Annotated in this window: 12 protein-coding genes and 2 tRNA genes; 5 read left to right on the top strand and 9 right to left on the bottom strand. The window is 59.8% G+C overall.

The genetic code is table 11. The features are described from left to right. Window positions 1-13 precede the first annotated feature (13 nt). The 4 genes from ilvC (at window position 14) to pbpG (ending at window position 5,034) form a co-directional block, all read left to right on the top strand. Window positions 14-1,030, top strand: coding sequence for a ketol-acid reductoisomerase (ilvC, locus tag PQV96_RS10245; RefSeq protein ID WP_142080854.1), 1,017 nt, complete (start codon window positions 14-16; stop codon window positions 1,028-1,030). 187 nt (window positions 1,031-1,217) lie between these two features. Continuing rightward, window positions 1,218-2,051 carry a CDP-diacylglycerol--serine O-phosphatidyltransferase gene (pssA, locus tag PQV96_RS10240; RefSeq protein ID WP_066787937.1) on the top strand — a complete coding sequence of 278 codons (834 nt, stop codon included), beginning with the start codon at window positions 1,218-1,220 and terminating at the stop codon, window positions 2,049-2,051. 207 nt (window positions 2,052-2,258) lie between these two features. After that, window positions 2,259-3,797, top strand: a complete 1,539-nt coding sequence (locus PQV96_RS10235; RefSeq protein ID WP_207374355.1) for a 2-isopropylmalate synthase — start codon at window positions 2,259-2,261, stop codon at window positions 3,795-3,797. A 115-nt stretch (window positions 3,798-3,912) separates the two neighbouring features. Then, window positions 3,913-5,034, top strand: coding sequence for a D-alanyl-D-alanine endopeptidase (pbpG, locus tag PQV96_RS10230; protein WP_273625180.1), 1,122 nt, complete (start codon window positions 3,913-3,915; stop codon window positions 5,032-5,034). A gap of 53 nt (window positions 5,035-5,087) precedes the next feature. Here the strand turns inward: pbpG and PQV96_RS10225 are convergent, their stop codons facing one another. From PQV96_RS10225 to PQV96_RS10185, 9 genes are all read right to left on the bottom strand, one after another. Further along, the gene (locus tag PQV96_RS10225; protein ID WP_273625179.1) at window positions 5,088-5,882 is read right to left on the bottom strand and encodes an IclR family transcriptional regulator; all 795 of its coding nucleotides are present in this window, start codon (window positions 5,880-5,882) and stop codon (window positions 5,088-5,090) included. Window positions 5,883-5,948: 66 nt separating this feature from the next. Beyond that, window positions 5,949-6,692, bottom strand: a complete 744-nt coding sequence (locus tag PQV96_RS10220; RefSeq protein WP_273625178.1) for an arginyltransferase — start codon at window positions 6,690-6,692, stop codon at window positions 5,949-5,951. A gap of 8 nt (window positions 6,693-6,700) precedes the next feature. Then, window positions 6,701-7,441 (bottom strand): leucyl/phenylalanyl-tRNA--protein transferase, encoded by a 741-nt coding sequence (gene aat / locus PQV96_RS10215; protein ID WP_273625177.1) that lies wholly within the window; start codon window positions 7,439-7,441, stop codon window positions 6,701-6,703. 148 nt (window positions 7,442-7,589) lie between these two features. Further along, window positions 7,590-7,665: transfer RNA gene (locus PQV96_RS10210), tRNA-Asn, on the bottom strand. Between the two features lie 50 nt (window positions 7,666-7,715). Continuing rightward, window positions 7,716-7,791, bottom strand: a tRNA-Asn gene (locus tag PQV96_RS10205). A gap of 72 nt (window positions 7,792-7,863) precedes the next feature. After that, window positions 7,864-8,277 carry a YbaN family protein gene (locus PQV96_RS10200; RefSeq protein WP_084601096.1) on the bottom strand — a complete coding sequence of 138 codons (414 nt, stop codon included), beginning with the start codon at window positions 8,275-8,277 and terminating at the stop codon, window positions 7,864-7,866. A 109-nt stretch (window positions 8,278-8,386) separates the two neighbouring features. After that, on the bottom strand, window positions 8,387-9,670 hold the full coding sequence (locus PQV96_RS10195; RefSeq protein ID WP_273625176.1) for an O-acetylhomoserine aminocarboxypropyltransferase/cysteine synthase family protein: 1,284 nt from the start codon (window positions 9,668-9,670) through the stop codon (window positions 8,387-8,389). A 170-nt stretch (window positions 9,671-9,840) separates the two neighbouring features. Further along, window positions 9,841-12,534 (bottom strand): cation-translocating P-type ATPase, encoded by a 2,694-nt coding sequence (locus PQV96_RS10190; RefSeq protein ID WP_273625175.1) that lies wholly within the window; start codon window positions 12,532-12,534, stop codon window positions 9,841-9,843. Window positions 12,535-12,588: 54 nt separating this feature from the next. After that, window positions 12,589-14,592: a peptidase U32 family protein gene (locus PQV96_RS10185; protein WP_273625174.1), complete on the bottom strand. Its 2,004-nt coding sequence runs from the start codon at window positions 14,590-14,592 to the stop codon at window positions 12,589-12,591. A gap of 233 nt (window positions 14,593-14,825) precedes the next feature. Between PQV96_RS10185 and PQV96_RS10180 the strand changes: the two genes are divergently transcribed. Beyond that, window positions 14,826-15,965, top strand: a complete 1,140-nt coding sequence (locus PQV96_RS10180) for a branched-chain amino acid ABC transporter substrate-binding protein (protein WP_207375652.1) — start codon at window positions 14,826-14,828, stop codon at window positions 15,963-15,965. Window positions 15,966-16,017 lie beyond the last annotated feature (52 nt).

Raw genomic sequence — 16,017 nt, 5'->3', positions numbered from 1 at the left:
ACCGGAGCTACCCATGAAAGTTTTCTACGACAAAGACTGTGATCTGAGCCTGATCAAGGGCAAGACTGTTGCCATCATCGGCTACGGCTCGCAGGGCCACGCCCACGCGCAAAACCTGAACGACAGCGGCGTCAAGGTCGTGGTGGGCCTGCGCAAAGGCGGCGCTTCCTGGGACAAGGTTGGCAAGGCTGGCCTGACCGTGATGGAAGTGAACGATGCAGTCAAGGCTGCTGACGTGGTCATGATCTTGCTGCCTGATGAGCAGATCGCCGAGGTCTACAACAACAACGTGGCCCCCAACATCAAGCAAGGTGCCTCGCTGGCCTTCGCCCACGGTTTCAACGTTCACTACAACCAGGTCGTGCCCCGCGCTGACCTGGACGTGTGGATGGTCGCCCCCAAGGCTCCCGGCCACACTGTGCGCAACACGTACACCCAAGGTGGCGGCGTGCCCCACCTGGTGGCTGTGCACCAAGACAAGTCCGGCAAGGCCCGTGACCTGGCTTTGAGCTACGCCATGGCCAACGGTGGCGGCAAGGCCGGCATCATTGAGACCAACTTCAAGGAAGAAACCGAGACCGACCTGTTCGGCGAGCAGGCCGTGCTGTGCGGCGGTGCTGTCGAGCTGATCAAGATGGGTTACGAAACCCTGGTTGAAGCTGGCTACGCTCCTGAAATGGCCTACTTCGAATGCCTGCACGAGCTCAAGCTCATCGTGGACCTGATCTACGAAGGCGGCATTGCCAACATGAACTACTCGATTTCGAACAACGCCGAGTTCGGCGAGTACGTGACCGGCCCTGAAGTGATCAATGAGCAATCGCGCGCCGCCATGCGCAATGCGCTCAAGCGTATCCAGAACGGTGACTACGCCAAGATGTTCATCCAGGAAGGCCGCTTGAACTATCCAAGCATGACCGCCCGCCGCCGCAACACCGCCGACCACAGCATCGAATTGGTGGGCGCTCAGCTGCGCGCCATGATGCCTTGGATCGCCAAGAACAAGCTGGTGGACCAGACCCGCAACTGATCTTGCCTTGCAGAATCCAAGGGCCACTTCGGTGGCCCTTTTCATTGGTCGATCGCAGCATGGGTAACGGCTACACTCGTCCTTTGCCCGTTTGAGGGTGGTGGACATCGCAGCTTCCCGGGATTCTGCGTTGCTACAAATATAATAGCTGTTTGCGCTTGTCCACAAAGCGCTGGAGGTTTGTTTGATGCACGATGGCAATGAGTCCCGCAACAACCACGGTGTCTCGGTGCGCAAGCGGCGCAAGGGTATCTATATCTTGCCCAATCTGTTCACGCTGGCGGCTTTGTTTGGGGGCTTTTATTCCGTTGTGATGGCCATGAATGGCCGCTTCGACATGGCCGCTGTGGGTGTCTTCTGTGCCATGGTGCTCGATAGCCTGGATGGGCGCGTGGCCCGCATGACCAACACCCAGAGTGCCTTTGGCGAACAGATGGATTCGCTCTCGGACATGGTGTCGTTTGGCGCCGCACCGGCCCTGATTGCCTATGAGTGGGCTTTGCAGGGTTTGGGCAATTGGGGGTGGACCGCTGCGTTTGTCTACTGTGCTTGCGCTGCGTTGCGTCTGGCTCGCTTCAATGTGAACACTGGGGTCGTGGACAAACGTTACTTCCAGGGCCTGCCATCTCCTGCGGCTGCGGCGTTGGTGGCTGGCTTTATTTGGTTGATGACCGAACTGGGAGTGCGGCCGGGTGAGGATTCGTGGCTTAGCTGGTCGCAGATCACGTGGATCATGTTTGCGTTCACGCTGTATGCGGGTCTCACCATGGTCACCAATGTGCCGTTCTACAGCTTCAAAGACGTGCAGATGAAAAAGAGCGTGCCTTTCGCAGCCATCGTGCTCATCGCGCTGGTGATTGCCGTCATCAATATCCATCCCCCCATCGTGCTGTTTGGCATTTTTGTTCTGTATGGCATGAGCGGCTATGGCGTGTATGCCTGGCGCAAGGCCAAGGGTCAGCATAGCAGTGTGATCAGCACCTCCACCGATGAGCCCGAAGAGCGTGGGCTTCACAAATGAGGGTAAGGCAGATGGATGACTTGTGCTACATTGCAATGCATGAATATGTTTGCACTGGCTCTACTGCTATCTCCCCACGGGCGGAGACGGTAGGCGCACGCGCACACTTTTTCTCAAAGGCCCGTATGCACCCGCAACGGGCCTTTTTCTTTGGGCATCCAATTTCAAGCGTTGCGGGTTGACCCCACCAATACCAGGAGAGACGACATGGCAGACAAACTCATCATTTTCGACACCACTTTGCGTGACGGTGAACAGTCCCCCGGGGCTTCCATGACCAAAGACGAGAAGCTGCGCATTGCGCGCCAGCTGGAGCGTCTGAAGGTGGACGTGATCGAAGCCGGGTTTGCTGCCAGCTCGAACGGTGATTTTGAGGCAGTGCAGTCCATCGCCAATGCCATCAAGGACTCGACCATTTGCTCGCTGTCCCGCGCCAATGACCGCGATATTTCCCGTGCTGCCGAGGCTCTCAGGGGTGCCAATTCAGCGCGCATTCACACCTTCATCGCCACGTCTCCGTTGCACATGGAGAAGAAGCTGCGCATGACTCCGGAGCAGGTGCTGGAGCAAGCAAAGCAATCGGTACGCTTTGCGCGCAATTTGGTGGCCGACATCGAGTTCAGCCCTGAGGACGGTTACCGCAGCGAGCCAGATTTTCTGTGCCGTGTGCTGGAGGCGGTCATCGCCGAGGGCGCAACCACCATCAACGTGCCCGATACGGTGGGCTACGCAATTCCTGAGCTGTACGGCAACTTCATCAAAACGCTGCGTGAGCGCATTCCCAATAGCGACAAGGCCATATGGTCTGTGCATTGCCACAACGACTTGGGCATGGCTGTAGCCAACTCGCTGGCCGGCGTGATGATTGGTGGTGCGCGTCAGGTGGAATGCACCATCAACGGGCTGGGCGAACGCGCTGGTAATTGCTCGTTGGAAGAAGTGGTCATGGCCATCAAAACCCGTCGTGATTACTTCAAGCTGGATTTGGCGATCGACACCCAGCACATCGTGGCGGCCAGCCGCATGGTCAGCCAGACGACTGGCTTTGTGGTGCAGCCCAACAAGGCGGTGGTCGGCGCCAACGCGTTTGCACACGCTTCTGGCATTCACCAGGATGGTGTGCTCAAGGCCCGTGACACCTATGAAATCATGCGTGCGGAAGACGTGGGCTGGAGCGCCAACAAGATCGTGCTGGGCAAGCTCAGTGGGCGTAACGCCTTCAAGCAACGCTTGCAGGAACTGGGCGTCAGTCTTGAGAGCGAGACGGAACTCAACACGGCGTTCACTCGTTTCAAGGAACTTGCTGATCGCAAGAGCGAGATCTTTGATGAGGACATTCTGGCCCTGGTGAGTGATGAGAGTGTTACCAGTGAGCGCGAGCAATATGGGTTTGTATCGTTGGCCCAGCAAAGTGAAACGGGTGAGCAGCCACGTGCCCGCGTAGTTTTCACGGTAGATGGCGTGGAAGTGCGTGGAGAGTCTGTTGGCAACGGTCCTGTGGACGCATCGTTGAAGGCGATTGAGTCGCACGTCAAAAGTGGTGCCGAGATGGTGCTCTATTCTGTGAACGCCATCAGTGGCTCCACAGAGAGTCAAGGCGAAGTGACGGTGCGATTGCAAAACAGCGGCCGCGTCGTCAACGGCGTGGGTGCCGATCCTGACATCGTGGTGGCCTCTGCCAAAGCTTATCTGAGCGCGCTGAATAAATTACAAAGTAAAGCAGACAGAGTGGCCGCCCAAGGTTGAGTAAGCAATTTATAATTCAACCAATTTCGTTAAAAGTCGTGCAAGGTCTTGATCTTGCGCGACTTTTTTTGATTCTGTACACTGCCACACATTCCTTTACGTTTGGAGCACCTGGATGCAACATCGCTTTCGCACCGCAGTGAGCCGGATTGCCTCCATCTTGGGTCTTGTCATCGTCAGTTCCGCGCTCATCGCCCCCTCTGCAAATGCCGCAGAGCGCAAGCGAGCTACCGTCAAAAAGGTGGCACCTTCAGCCACCGCCTCCACCAAAAAAACTGCTGATCGCCGTGTGGCCGTGACCCTGCGTTCTTCTGATCGCCAGGCCAACGACCGTCGGCGCGTGAGTGCGAAAGCCGGGGTTCGCCCCGTCAAGGCTTCGGCTGTTTCGCGTGCTCCGGCGGTCCCGGCCAAGTTGTCATTTGGGCAGATGGCTGGGTTGCATGAGGTGTCTGATCCCTTGGATTTGAAGTCGAGCGTTGCCTTGGTCATTGACCAAGACACGAGTGAAGTGTTGCTGAGCAAGAACGATCATGCTGTTTTGCCGATTGCATCCCTCACCAAACTGATGACAGGTCTCATCATCAGCGAGGCCAAGTTACCGATGGATGAACCCATTACCATCACCCAGGATGATGTAGATACAGAAAAGGGAAGCCGGTCCCGTTTGAGCGTAGGCACTACCCTGACCCGTGGCGAGATGCTCCACTTGGCGTTGATGTCCAGCGAGAATCGTGCGGCGCATGCCCTTGGACGTACTTACCCCGGCGGCTTGGCTACGTTCGTGAGCCTCATGAACGCGAAGGCTCGCATGCTTGGCATGACAGATACGCGTTATGTGGAACCGACTGGTTTATCAAGCCAGAACCAAGCCAGTGCACGTGACCTGGCCACCTTGGTGAACGTGGCACATAGGGACCCAGTGCTGCGGGAGTTGTCTACGTCGCCCAGCTATGAGGTGGCCGTGGGGCGCAAGACGCTGCAGTACAACAACACGAATGGTCTGGTGAAAAACCCTACCTGGGACATTGGTCTTCAGAAGACAGGCTACATCTCGGAAGCAGGTCGTTGCTTGGTGATGCAGGCCGAGGTTGCAGGGCGCAAGCTGATTATGGTTTTCCTGGACTCTGCGGGTAAGTTCAGTCGTCTGGGAGATGCAGAGCGGGTGAGAAACTGGGTTGAGTCAGCCCGCGCTTTTGGAGCGCCCAAGATGACGGCTCAAAAAGGAAGCCACGGCTGATAGCCGGCGCTTTTGAAGCCCAGGGCATCGAAGGTGCCTTGGGCTTTGCTATTTCAGGGGCTCGCTGTGCGGCCGGGCGTGTAGCCCAGTGCCAATGAGATTTCTTGCGCTGTGGACTGAAGTTTTGGTAGCCAGCCTTCGTCCAGCCGATCCGCTGGTGCAGAAATCGAAAGGCCCGCCACCAGTTTGCCTTGGTCGTCATAAATGCCGGCGGCAATGCATCGAACGCCCAATTCCAGCTCTTCGTTGTCACGAGCAATGCCATATTGCCGGGCTTTTGCCAACTCGCGCTCCAAAATGGGTAGTTGGGTGATGCTGTTGCGGGTGTGCCCGGCTAGCCCAGTACGGGTTGCGTAAGCGCGGACGCGTTGCGGGTCATCCAGCGCCAAAAACAATTTTCCGGTAGAGGTCAAGTGCAAAGGCGCTCTGCCGCCAATGGCGCGAACCACCTGCATACCAGATCGCTCACTGTAGGCCCGTTCGATGTAAACAATTTCGTCTCCCTGGCGCATGCTCAGGTTGACGGGTTGTTGGATGAGCTTGTGCAGGTTGCGCATAGGCACCAATGCAGCATCTCGCACGCTCAAGCGGGCTTTGACGAGATTGCCCAGCTCCAACAGGCGCATTCCTAGGCGATAGCTGCCAGATTCTGGTCGATCAACAAATCGACCGATGGTCAAGTCGTTCAGGATGCGGTGTGTGGTGGAGGGGTGCAGCCCTGTCTTTTCACTGATTTCCTTCAATGAGATGGCATCTTCGCGTGAGGCCAAGACATCTATCAGGGTGAACATCCGTTCAAGGACTTGTACGCTTGGTTTGGCTGGGATATCTGAATCTATTTTTTTCATGGGCTATGACGCAGCATGTGCTGTTGCATCTTACCTTGTGAAATGTGATCCCGCCTTGCGTGAGTGTCAGCTAGATGCCTGTCGCTGCCAGCCTTGATCTTCCAGGATTTCGCTGGGTTTGAAGCGGGCTTTGTAAGCCATCTTTGGGCTTTCTTGGATCCAATACCCCAAGTAAACATAAGGGAGGCTCAGTTTTCGTGCCTGTGCTACCTGCCAGAGCACGTTGTAAGTCCCGTAGCTTGAACGCTCATCTGGCTCAAAGAACGTGTAGACCGCTGAAATCCCGTCATCAAGTACATCGAGGATGGATACCATTTTGAGTGCGCCCGGTACCCCGTCAGGACCGGGCTCTCGAAATTCCACCAATCGCGAATTGACTCTGCTTTGCAACAGAAACTGCGTGTACTGATCGATGTTGTCCTGATCCATGCCACCGCCAGGATGTCGGGCTTTTTGGTAGCGCTGGTACAGCTGATAGTGCTCGGGAAGGAAGCACAAACGCAAGATGTGGGCTTGCAGGTGCTGATGACGTGCCTGCGCCCTTAGCTGACTGCGATCAGGCAAAAACTCATCAGCGACGATGCGCAATGGCTTGCAGGCTTGGCAGCCATCGCAATATGGGCGGTAGGTGAACATGCCGCTGCGCCTGAATCCCTTGTTCACCAAGTCCGAATAAACGGAATTCTGAATAAGGTGGCTGGGCGTCGCTACTTGCGAGCGTGCCACCCTGTCTGGCAGGTAGCTGCAGGGGTAGGGCGCCGTAGCGTAGTACTGCAGCGTGTGCAGTGGCAGGTCATTGAGTTGCGTCATGCCTTGTTTCAGCGGGACAGTAACTGCGACCAGTATACGGATTCAAAAACCCAGAGAGGGTCCGGTTCGCTTGAAAGGGCCTGGATGTCAGCAACGAATGTTTTGCGTGGTATTTCTGCTGCGCCCAAGGATGCCAGGTGTCTGGTGTTTTGTTGACAGTCGATCCAAGGCACGCCCTGCGCTTTTGCCATGCACACCAATGCAGCCAGTGCAATTTTCGAGGCGTCTGTCGCATGTGCAAACATGGATTCGCCGAACACCGCCTTGCCCAGTGCTACGAAGTAAAGACCTCCGACTAACTTGTCATCGACCCACGTTTCCACGCTGTGCGCCACGCCCAGGGCATGAAGTTGTTCATATGCCTCCACCATGGATGGAACGATCCACGTACCGTTTTGACCTTTCCTGCTCTGGGTGGCGCAAGTTCGGATCACCCGTGAGAACGCCTTGTCTATAGTGACTGAGCACTCTGGCGAATTTTGGAATTTTTTGAGAGTCTTGCGCAACGAAGGGTGTAGCTTGAACTGGTTCACCTGGAGCACCATCCGTGGGTCTGGAGCCCACCAGAGTATGGGCTGACCATGGCTAAACCAGGGAAAAGTGCCTTGAGCGTAGGCGCAACACAAAGTCTCGGTATCGAGTGTGCCGCCTGCGGCCAGTAGTCCCGGCGCCGGTGTATCAAGTCCCCATGCGGATTCAGGAGTGGGGAGTGGGTCCCCAGGGGCGAGCCAAGGCAGTGCGACGTCCATAGGTGGTGCAGATAGAAAGTTCCAGCGAGCGGTTCAAGCGTGACTAAGCTAGCGTTTTAGACGAAGTGAGCAATGATTCCGTATTTGTTGTTTGCATGGATGCTTGAGCAAAAAAAAACCCTGCACTGTGCAGTGCAGGGTTTTTAATTGGCTCCTCGACCTGGGCTCGAACCAGGGACCTACGGATTAACAGTCCGGCGCTCTACCGACTGAGCTATCGAGGAATAATCGGTATGGTTTTGCTTTGCTGAGATTTGCAAAGCTATCTAAATTTTGGCTCCTCGACCTGGGCTCGAACCAGGGACCTACGGATTAACAGTCCGGCGCTCTACCGACTGAGCTATCGAGGAACAAGACTTAGATTATATACACAAAATTATGTGCTCCTCAACATTCTCTTGTTTTGTTTGAAGACTCTGTCTTCAAGGCTCAGGTCGGCGCCATAACCAAGCCAAGACAATGGTCATGCAAGCAATGGCTGTAGCAGTTGCCCAGCGAGGTGCGTTGCTGAACAACAGGATGACCACGCTCGATGACATCACTGCTGAAGCTGTCCATTTGGCCTTGCGGCTGACGCAACCGCCACTGGCCCAGTTTTGAAGCATTGGGCCGAACAGCCGATGATTCCACAACCATCGGTAAAGAGGCGGGGAGCTCTTTGCGGCGGCCCAGGCAGCCAACAAGATGAACACCGTGGTGGGCAGCCCGGGAACAAAGATACCAACTATTCCCAGTGCCAAATTGAATATTGCAAACACCAAGAGGATGCCCCGAACCAACACGGGAAGGGTCCGTAGTGGTGCGGGTTCGGGGGATTTTTCCCTGTCTTGATCCATGCGCGCATTGTGCCTGCAAGGCGTCAGCGTCATGTGCCTGCAGGGAGCGCTCGGCTATCAGTGAATGAGGAGTGGCGTCATGGATAGGTCTTCGAGCATTGGCAGGTCATCACACTTGATCCAGTGCATTCTGTAGGTCGGCCAGCAGGTCATCAATGTGCTCGATGCCCACCGACAGGCGCACCATGCCTTCGCTCACACCCGCCTTTGCCAGTTCTTCTGGGTTGAGCTGGCGGTGCGTGGTGGACGCGGGGTGTGTGGCAAGCGACTTCGCGTCGCCGATGTTCACGAGGCGTGTAAAGAGTTGCAGCGCATCCAGGAAACGCCCACCGGCTGCGCGCGGGTCGGCGTCAACGGCCTTCAGGCCAAAACTCAGGATACCCGACGCGCGCCCGCCCATCTGGCGTTGCGCCACGGCGTGGTCGGCATGGTCGGGAAGGCCCGCATAGCGCACCCATTCCACCTTGGGGTTGCTTTGCAGGAACCTCGCCAGCGCCAGGGTGTTGTCACAGATGCGGTCCATGCGCAGCGGCAGGGTCTCGATGCCCTGCAGCGTCAGCCAGGCGTTGAACGGCGAGAGCGCCGCGCCCATGTTGCGCAGCGGCACCACGCGTGCGCGGCCGATGAACGCCGCCGGGCCCAGGGCCTCGGTATAGACCACGCCGTGGTAGCTCACGTCGGGCTCGTTCAGGCGCTTGAAACGTTCCTTGTGCTGGGCCCAGGGGAACTTGCCGCTGTCCACGATGATGCCGCCGATGCTGTTGCCATGGCCGTTCATGTACTTGGTGAGCGCGTGCACCACGATGTCGGCGCCGTGCTCGATGGGGCGGCACAGGTAGGGGCTGGGCACGGTGTTGTCCACGATCAGCGGCACGCCGTGGTCGTGCGCCACCTTGGCCAGCGCGGCGATGTCGGTCACGTTGCCCAGCGGGTTGCCGATGGATTCGCAGAACACGGCCTTGGTACGCACGTCGATCAGCTTGGCAAAGCTGGCGGGGTCGCGCGGGTCGGCAAAGCGCACTTCGATGCCTTGCTGCGGGAAGGTGTGGGCAAACAGGTTGTAGGTGCCGCCATAGAGCGTGCTGGCGGAGACGATGTTGTCGCCGGCCTCGGCAATGGTCTGGATGGCTGCCGTGATGGCCGCCATGCCCGAGGCCACGGCCAGCGCGGCCACGCCGCCTTCGAGTGCTGCGACGCGCTTTTCGAGCACGTCGGTGGTGGGGTTCATGATGCGCGTGTAGATGTTGCCCGGCACTTTCAGGTCGAACAGGTCGGCCCCATGCTGGGCGCTGTCAAACGCATAGGCCACCGTCTGGTACAGGGGCACGGCGGCAGACTTGGTGGTGGGGTCGGGGCTGTAGCCAGCGTGTACGGCCAGGGTTTCGATTTTCATGGAAGCTGTCTCTTTCGTTGAAGGGAAGGGAGTGGGGCAACCGGCCTCCACCCGTGCCGGGGGCGAAGCCGAATGTGCCGATGGCGCGGGCCATTCTGGCACCGCTGGCCCACGGCGTCATCGAATCGTTGGCTATGTGCTTATGACGTTCTTGCGTGCCCAGAGCACCCTCAGGTCGCAGGCTCGTCCAGGGCGCTGTCGCTGGGCTCTGGCGTGGTGCGCCGCTGCGGCTGGCTGCGTCGCCATGCCTTCTCGATTTCGACCACCACCAGCACCACCAGCGCGGCGCCGATGCACAGCGCCAGCTCGCCCAGGCTCAGTGGTTCGGTGCGGAAGATGGGGTTGAGCCAGGGCACATAGATGGTCGCCAACTGCAGCGCAAAGGTGAGCAGCACGGCGCACAGCAGCGGGCGGTTGCTCCACAGGCCCAGGCGCCAGATGGGCTCGGACTCGGACCGGATCGCGATCACATGCGCCATCTGCGCCAGCGTGAGCACGGTGAACACCATGGTTTGCCAGTGCGCGTGGCCGGTGTGCAGGGCCCAGGCCTGCACTGCCAGGCACAGCCCGCCAATGAGCAGGCCCACGCCCAGAATGTGCTGCCACATGCCATGCGCAAACAAGCTCTCGCGCGGCGCGCGGGGCGGGCGCTGCATGATGCCGCGCTCGGCCGGTTCGGCCGCCAGCGCCAGGCCCGGCAGGCCATCAGTGACCAGGTTGACCCACAGGATGTGGATGGGCAGCAGAGGAATGGGCAACAGCAATAGCGGCGCAAGGAAGATGGTCCAGATCTCGCCCGAGTTGCCGGTCATCGCGTAGCGCACAAACTTGCGGATGTTGTCGTAAATGCGGCGGCCTTCGCGCACCGCTGCGACGATGGTGGCGAAGTTGTCGTCCAGCAGCACCAGGCTCGACGCCTCGCGCGCCACGTCCGTGCCGCCCTGGCCCATGGCCACGCCGATGTCGGCGCGCTTGAGCGCCGGGGCGTCGTTCACACCATCGCCGGTCATGGCGACGAAGTGGCCCTGGGCCTGCAGGGCCTCGACGATGCGGATCTTTTGCGCCGGGTCCACGCGGGCGTAGACCTGCACCTGCTCCACCTTGGCCCGCAGCGCGGCGTCGTCCAGCGTGGCCAGGTCGGCGCCGGTGAGTACCGGAGCATCGGCACTGCGCGCGATACCCAGCCGGTGCGCAATGGCGCGTGCGGTGGCTGGGTGGTCGCCCGTGATCATCACCGGCGTGATGCCCGCGCTGATGCAGTCGCGCACTGCGGCCTGGGCCTCGGGGCGGGGTGGATCGATAAGGGCGATCAGGCCCAGCAGCTCCAGCTGGTTTTCTACTGCGTCGATGTCGTTGGTGTCCGGCAGTCGGGCGTGGCTGCGGCGGGCCAGGGCCAGCACGCGCAGGCCCTGGGCGGCGAGCTGCTGGGCAGTGCCGAGGACCCGGGCGGTGTCGAGTGCGGTTGCGCCTTCGGGCGTCCAGTGGGCGGTACAGCGGGGCAGCACCGATTCTGTAGCGCCCTTGGTGTAGGCCACAAAGCCTTGCGCCGCACGGTGGAAGGTCATCATGCGCTTGCGGTCGGAGTCGAAGGGCTGCTCCTGCATGCGGGGGCTGGCGGCGTCGAGCTGGGCCTTGTCCAGCCCGCCCGCGTGGGCGGCCAGCACCAGCGCGGTTTCGGTGGGGTCGCCCAGCCACTGGGTGCCTGACGGACCCTCTTCGCTCTTTGCCTGGAGCGTGGCGTCGTTGCACAGTGCGGCGGCGCGCAGGGCCTCGGCGTGGGCCGCACCGGGCAGGGGGTCGCCGGGCACCCAGCGCACACCGTGCGCCACCAGCAGCTCGGCATGCATGCGGTTCTGCGTGAGCGTGCCCGTCTTGTCCGAGCAGATGGTGGTGACCGACCCCAGCGTTTCCACCGACGGCAGGCGCCGCACCAGCGCGTGCACGGCCACCATGCGGCGCGCACCCAGGGCCAGCAGCACCGTGACCACGGCCGGCAGGGCCTCGGGGATGGCAGCCACGGCCAGGCTGATGGCTGTCAGCGCCATGAGCAGGGGCACTTCGCCGCGCAGGATGCCCACCACAAAAATCACGGCGCAGATGCCCAGCACCGCGATGGCCAAGCGCTTGCCAAAGGCTGCCAGGCGCAGTTGCAGCGGCGTGCTGCGGTCGCCGGTGTCAAGCAGCGTGGCGACCTTGCCCAGCTCGGTGTGCATGCCGGTGGCCACTACTAGCCCGCGTGCGCGGCCATGCGTAGCCGTGGTGCCCTTGAAGGCCATGTTGGTGCGGTCGCCCAGCGCGCCCACGTCTTCGGCCGCCAGGGCTTCGGTCTGCTTGGCCACGGTCACGGATTCACCCGTGAGGGCCGATTCGTCCACCTGTAGCTGCGCAATCTCGATGAGTCGCAGGTCGGCCGGGATCTGGTTGCCAGCCTCCAGCAGCACGATGTCGCCGGGCACCAGCTCAGTAGCGGGCAGGACCTGCACCCTGCCGCCGCGCAGCACGGTGGCGTGTGCCGCCGCCAGCTGGCGCAGCGCAGCCATGGCCTGGTCGGCGCGCCAGGCCTGCACAAAGCCGATGACGGCGTTGAGCACTACGATGACGAGGATCACCAGCGTGTCGGTGACTTCGCCCACCAGCCCCGATATGACGGCCGCGCCCAGCAGCACCAGCACCATAAAGTCCTTGAACTGGTCGGCCAGCAGACGCCACCAGGGGCGGTCTTGGGATGCAGCCAGTTCATTGGCGCCATGGGTGGCGTTGCGGCGCTGCGCCTCTTCGGCATGCAGGCCTGCGTCAGGGTTGACGCCATGGGCCTGGGCGACGGCCTCGGTAGGGTGCAGGTGCGGCGCGGTGGATGGGGACATGCGGCAATCGGTGAAACGGGCCGCACGCCCACACAAGGACTTCTTCGCGTTGTATTAGTGCGCGACTTGCGGCCGGGCTTTGTAGAACTGGAGCGGGGCTTCTGGCACCTGGTTCAGCACCTGGCGCTTGATCTTGCCCACCACGTGCATTTCACAGGGCTTGCAGTCAAAGCGCAAGGTCAGCTTTTCCTTGCCGTTGATCAACATCAAGGGTTCGGCCTTGATGGTGCCCTGCACACCCGTTACGCCCTTGGCCTGCTTGGGACACAGGCTCATGGAAAAGCGCACGCAGTGCTTGGTGATCATGAGGCTGACTTCGCCTTCTTCTTCATGCGCCTCGTAGGCTGCAGCGATCACCTTCACGCCGTGGCGCACGTAGAAGTCGTGGGCCTTATGGTTGAACACGTTGCCGAGGAACGAGAGCGTGTCTTCGGGGTAGGGCACAGGGGGCTCCACCGGTGTCGCGCGTGGCAGGCGGGCAAAGTTGCGGGCGCGGTTGGCTTCCAGATCGGCCACCGCATCGCGGCGCAGGGCGTTGAGCACTGACGCGGGCACAAACCAGGGCTGTGACAACTGCAGCGCAATGTCATGCACCGCAAACACCGTTGCGCCAAAGCGGCCCAGTTGCTCGCGCAGGCTGGCTTCGGCCTTGGTGGCATCGGTGGCGGGCTGGTGGGGCTGCTGCACCTCGGCACTGCCCACGTTGCCGTCTTCGTCGGTCAGCATCAGGCTGAAGCCGGTGGGCGTTTCGCTCAGGTGCGCCCACAGGCCAATGCGGCGGTCGCTGGACTTTTTCTCCAGCGTGCGCACCCAGTCCATGTCGCGGTTGCGGTTGACTTCGGTGCCCTTGCGCAGGTCCTTGAAGCCGTCCATCGGGTCCTTGGGGTACACCCGCCACTGGCCGACGCTGCGTGCCGACACCGGCTCGGCCACGTTGATGGCCATGCCCACCAGTTCCTTGTGCAGGTCGTAGTAGCACAGGCCGTCGCCGTTGTGCAGCACGGTGGCGGGGTCGCTCACTTCCAGCTCCACAAAGTCGGGGCCCACCTTCGTCACCCAGCCGATGGCCTGGCCCGGGTTCTTGGGGGTGTCGAAGGCGCCGATGTCTTCTTTGCGGCCCGTCACGAAGTAGTCGGTGAACTCGCGGTTGAAGTTCTGGAGCGGGTCGGGTTTGAATGTGAAAGTGGTGCGCCCGCTGGACGAGCGCGACAGCGGGCGGCCTTGCGCCTCGCGCTCTTCAATGATTTCGTCGAGCAGCGCGCGGTAGTGGGCGGTGATGTTCTTCACGTAGCCCATGTCCTTGTAGCGCCCCTCGATCTTGAAGCTGCGCACGCCTGCGTCGATGAGCGCGCGCAGGTTGTCGCTCTGGTTGTTGTCCTTCATGGAGAGCACGTGCTTGTCATGCGCGATGAAGCGGCCCTGCGCATCCGTCACCTGGTAGGGCAGGCGGCAGGCCTGGCTGCAGTCGCCCCGGTTGGCGCTGCGGCCCGTCTGCGCATGGCTGATGTTGCACTGGCCGCTGTAGGCCACGCACAACGCGCCGTGGATGAAGAACTCGATGTTGGCGCGCCCCGGCGCATCCACGGGCCCCAGCGCCTTGTGCACTGCGGCGATCTGCTGCACCGTCAGTTCGCGTGCCAGCACGATCTGAGAGAGGCCCGCGTCCTGCAAGAAGCGTGCTTTCTCGGGCGTGCGGATATCGGTCTGGGTGCTGGCGTGCAGCTGGATGGGCGGCAGGTCGATTTCGAGCAGGCCCATGTCCTGGATGATCAATGCATCCGCGCCCGCCTCGTACACCTGCCAGGCCATCTGGCGCGCGGCTTCGAGCTCGTCGTCGCGCAGGATGGTGTTGAGCGTGATGAAGATGCGGCTGTTGAAGCGGTGCGCGTGATTCACCAGGCGCTCGATGTCCCGGATGTCATTGCCTGCGCTGGCCCGCGCGCCAAAGGCCGGGCCGCCGATGTAGACGGCATCGGCGCCGTGGTTGATGGCTTCGATGCCAATGTCTGTGTCGCGCGCAGGCGATAGCAGTTCTAACTGGTGGGGAAGTAGGGACATGCCTCAATTATCGTTCTCGGTAGAGAAGCGCATCTCAGACGCTGCTTCAAACGCCTCGTCAATATGCGCGATCTCGAAGTGGACTAATATGTGCGCACAGCATCTGCCCTTTACAGGAGTTGGGCTTGCTAACATGCTGGTCGCTCAGTCGCGCGCTCAGAGTGTGAGAGCCTAAGTCAATCAATTTTGGAGATCGTTTCGTGTCTTTTGTTTTTCCTGTACCTCATCAAAACATGCGGCGTTTTGCTTCCCGTCCCCTCGGAGTTGTGGCTGCTTGTGCTCTTATCGCTGGAACGGCGCATGCGCAGGACGTTCAAGTCGTAAAAATCGCGCATGCCGGTCCAGTGTCGGGTGGGATTGCCCACATTGGAAAAGATACGGAAAACGGGGTTCGCTTGGCCGTTGAGGATCTGAACGCACAAGCTTTGGTGATTGGTGGAAAGAAGATCAAATTTGAACTAGCTGCAGAAGACGATGCCGGAGACCCTCGGCAAGCTACCGCAGTTGCACAGAAGTTGTGTGATCAAAAAGTAGCTGGTGTGGTGGGGCACTTGCAGTCTGGAACCTCGATTCCAGCTTCAGCTGTCTATGCCAAATGCGATATGCCTCACATTACGGCGTCTGCGTCCAATCCAGACTTAACAAAGCCAGGGCACAAGACAACGTTTCGACTGATTGCCAACGACAACGCACTGGGTGCTGCGCTGGCGTTGTTCGGAGCTGACCACCTCAAAATTAAGACAGTGGCGATCATTGATGATCGCACTGCTTATGGGCAGGGTGTGGCGTCAGTCTTTAAAGCTACAGCGCTACAAAAAGGCGTCAAAGTTGTCGCTGAAGAGTTCACCAACGACAAGGCCACAGACTTCATGGCCATCTTGACTTCCATCAAGAACAAAAAACCTGATGCCATCTTTTACGGTGGGCTTGATGCTCAAGCTGGGCCTATGTTGCGTCAAATGGAGCAGCTGGGGTTGTCTGGCGTGAAGTATTTCGGAGGTGATGCTCTGTGCACTGAAAAGCTGCCCGAGCTTGCAAGTAAAACTCAAGCGCTCAAGAACGTCACATGCGCTACGGGTGGTGCTTCCGTAGACAAAATGCAAGGTGGCGCTGATTGGAAAAAACGCTACGACGCTAAGTTTCCTGGTCAGTTTCAGATTTACAGTCCATACGCTTACGACGCTACGATGGTGCTGGCGGATGCGATGAAGCGCGCTAACTCTGTTGATCCCAAGGTGTTCAACGCTTTTATCTCGAAAACGGACTACAAGGGTGTTACAGCTAACATTGCCTTCACATCCAAGGGGGAGTTGACTACTCCGGCGGTCACTTTATATACGTATAACGACGGTCGTCGCGTCGCTCTTAATTGATTCGTCCCTCTGAGTGGCTACCTACCACTCACTCTGGTAGCCGCTCAATGTG

Source organism: Acidovorax temperans, from assembly GCF_028596105.1.
In the GTDB taxonomy this organism is placed as follows: Bacteria; Pseudomonadota; Gammaproteobacteria; order Burkholderiales; family Burkholderiaceae_C; genus Acidovorax; species Acidovorax temperans.
The sequence above is the reverse complement of the archived record's forward strand: the minus strand, read 5'-3'. Positions and strand labels throughout refer to the sequence as shown.

Coding starts and splice junctions, on each gene's coding strand:
- ilvC (WP_142080854.1), top strand. CDS start 14: ATGAAAGTTTTCTACGACAAAGACTGTGATCTGAGCCTGATCAAGGGC.
- pssA (WP_066787937.1), top strand. CDS start 1,218: ATGCACGATGGCAATGAGTCCCGCAACAACCACGGTGTCTCGGTGCGC.
- PQV96_RS10235 (WP_207374355.1), top strand. CDS start 2,259: ATGGCAGACAAACTCATCATTTTCGACACCACTTTGCGTGACGGTGAA.
- pbpG (WP_273625180.1), top strand. CDS start 3,913: ATGCAACATCGCTTTCGCACCGCAGTGAGCCGGATTGCCTCCATCTTG.
- PQV96_RS10225 (WP_273625179.1), bottom strand. CDS start 5,882: ATGAAAAAAATAGATTCAGATATCCCAGCCAAACCAAGCGTACAAGTC.
- PQV96_RS10220 (WP_273625178.1), bottom strand. CDS start 6,692: ATGACGCAACTCAATGACCTGCCACTGCACACGCTGCAGTACTACGCT.
- aat (WP_273625177.1), bottom strand. CDS start 7,441: ATGGACGTCGCACTGCCTTGGCTCGCCCCTGGGGACCCACTCCCCACT.
- PQV96_RS10200 (WP_084601096.1), bottom strand. CDS start 8,277: ATGGATCAAGACAGGGAAAAATCCCCCGAACCCGCACCACTACGGACC.
- PQV96_RS10195 (WP_273625176.1), bottom strand. CDS start 9,670: ATGAAAATCGAAACCCTGGCCGTACACGCTGGCTACAGCCCCGACCCC.
- PQV96_RS10190 (WP_273625175.1), bottom strand. CDS start 12,534: ATGTCCCCATCCACCGCGCCGCACCTGCACCCTACCGAGGCCGTCGCC.
- PQV96_RS10185 (WP_273625174.1), bottom strand. CDS start 14,592: ATGTCCCTACTTCCCCACCAGTTAGAACTGCTATCGCCTGCGCGCGAC.
- PQV96_RS10180 (WP_207375652.1), top strand. CDS start 14,826: ATGCGGCGTTTTGCTTCCCGTCCCCTCGGAGTTGTGGCTGCTTGTGCT.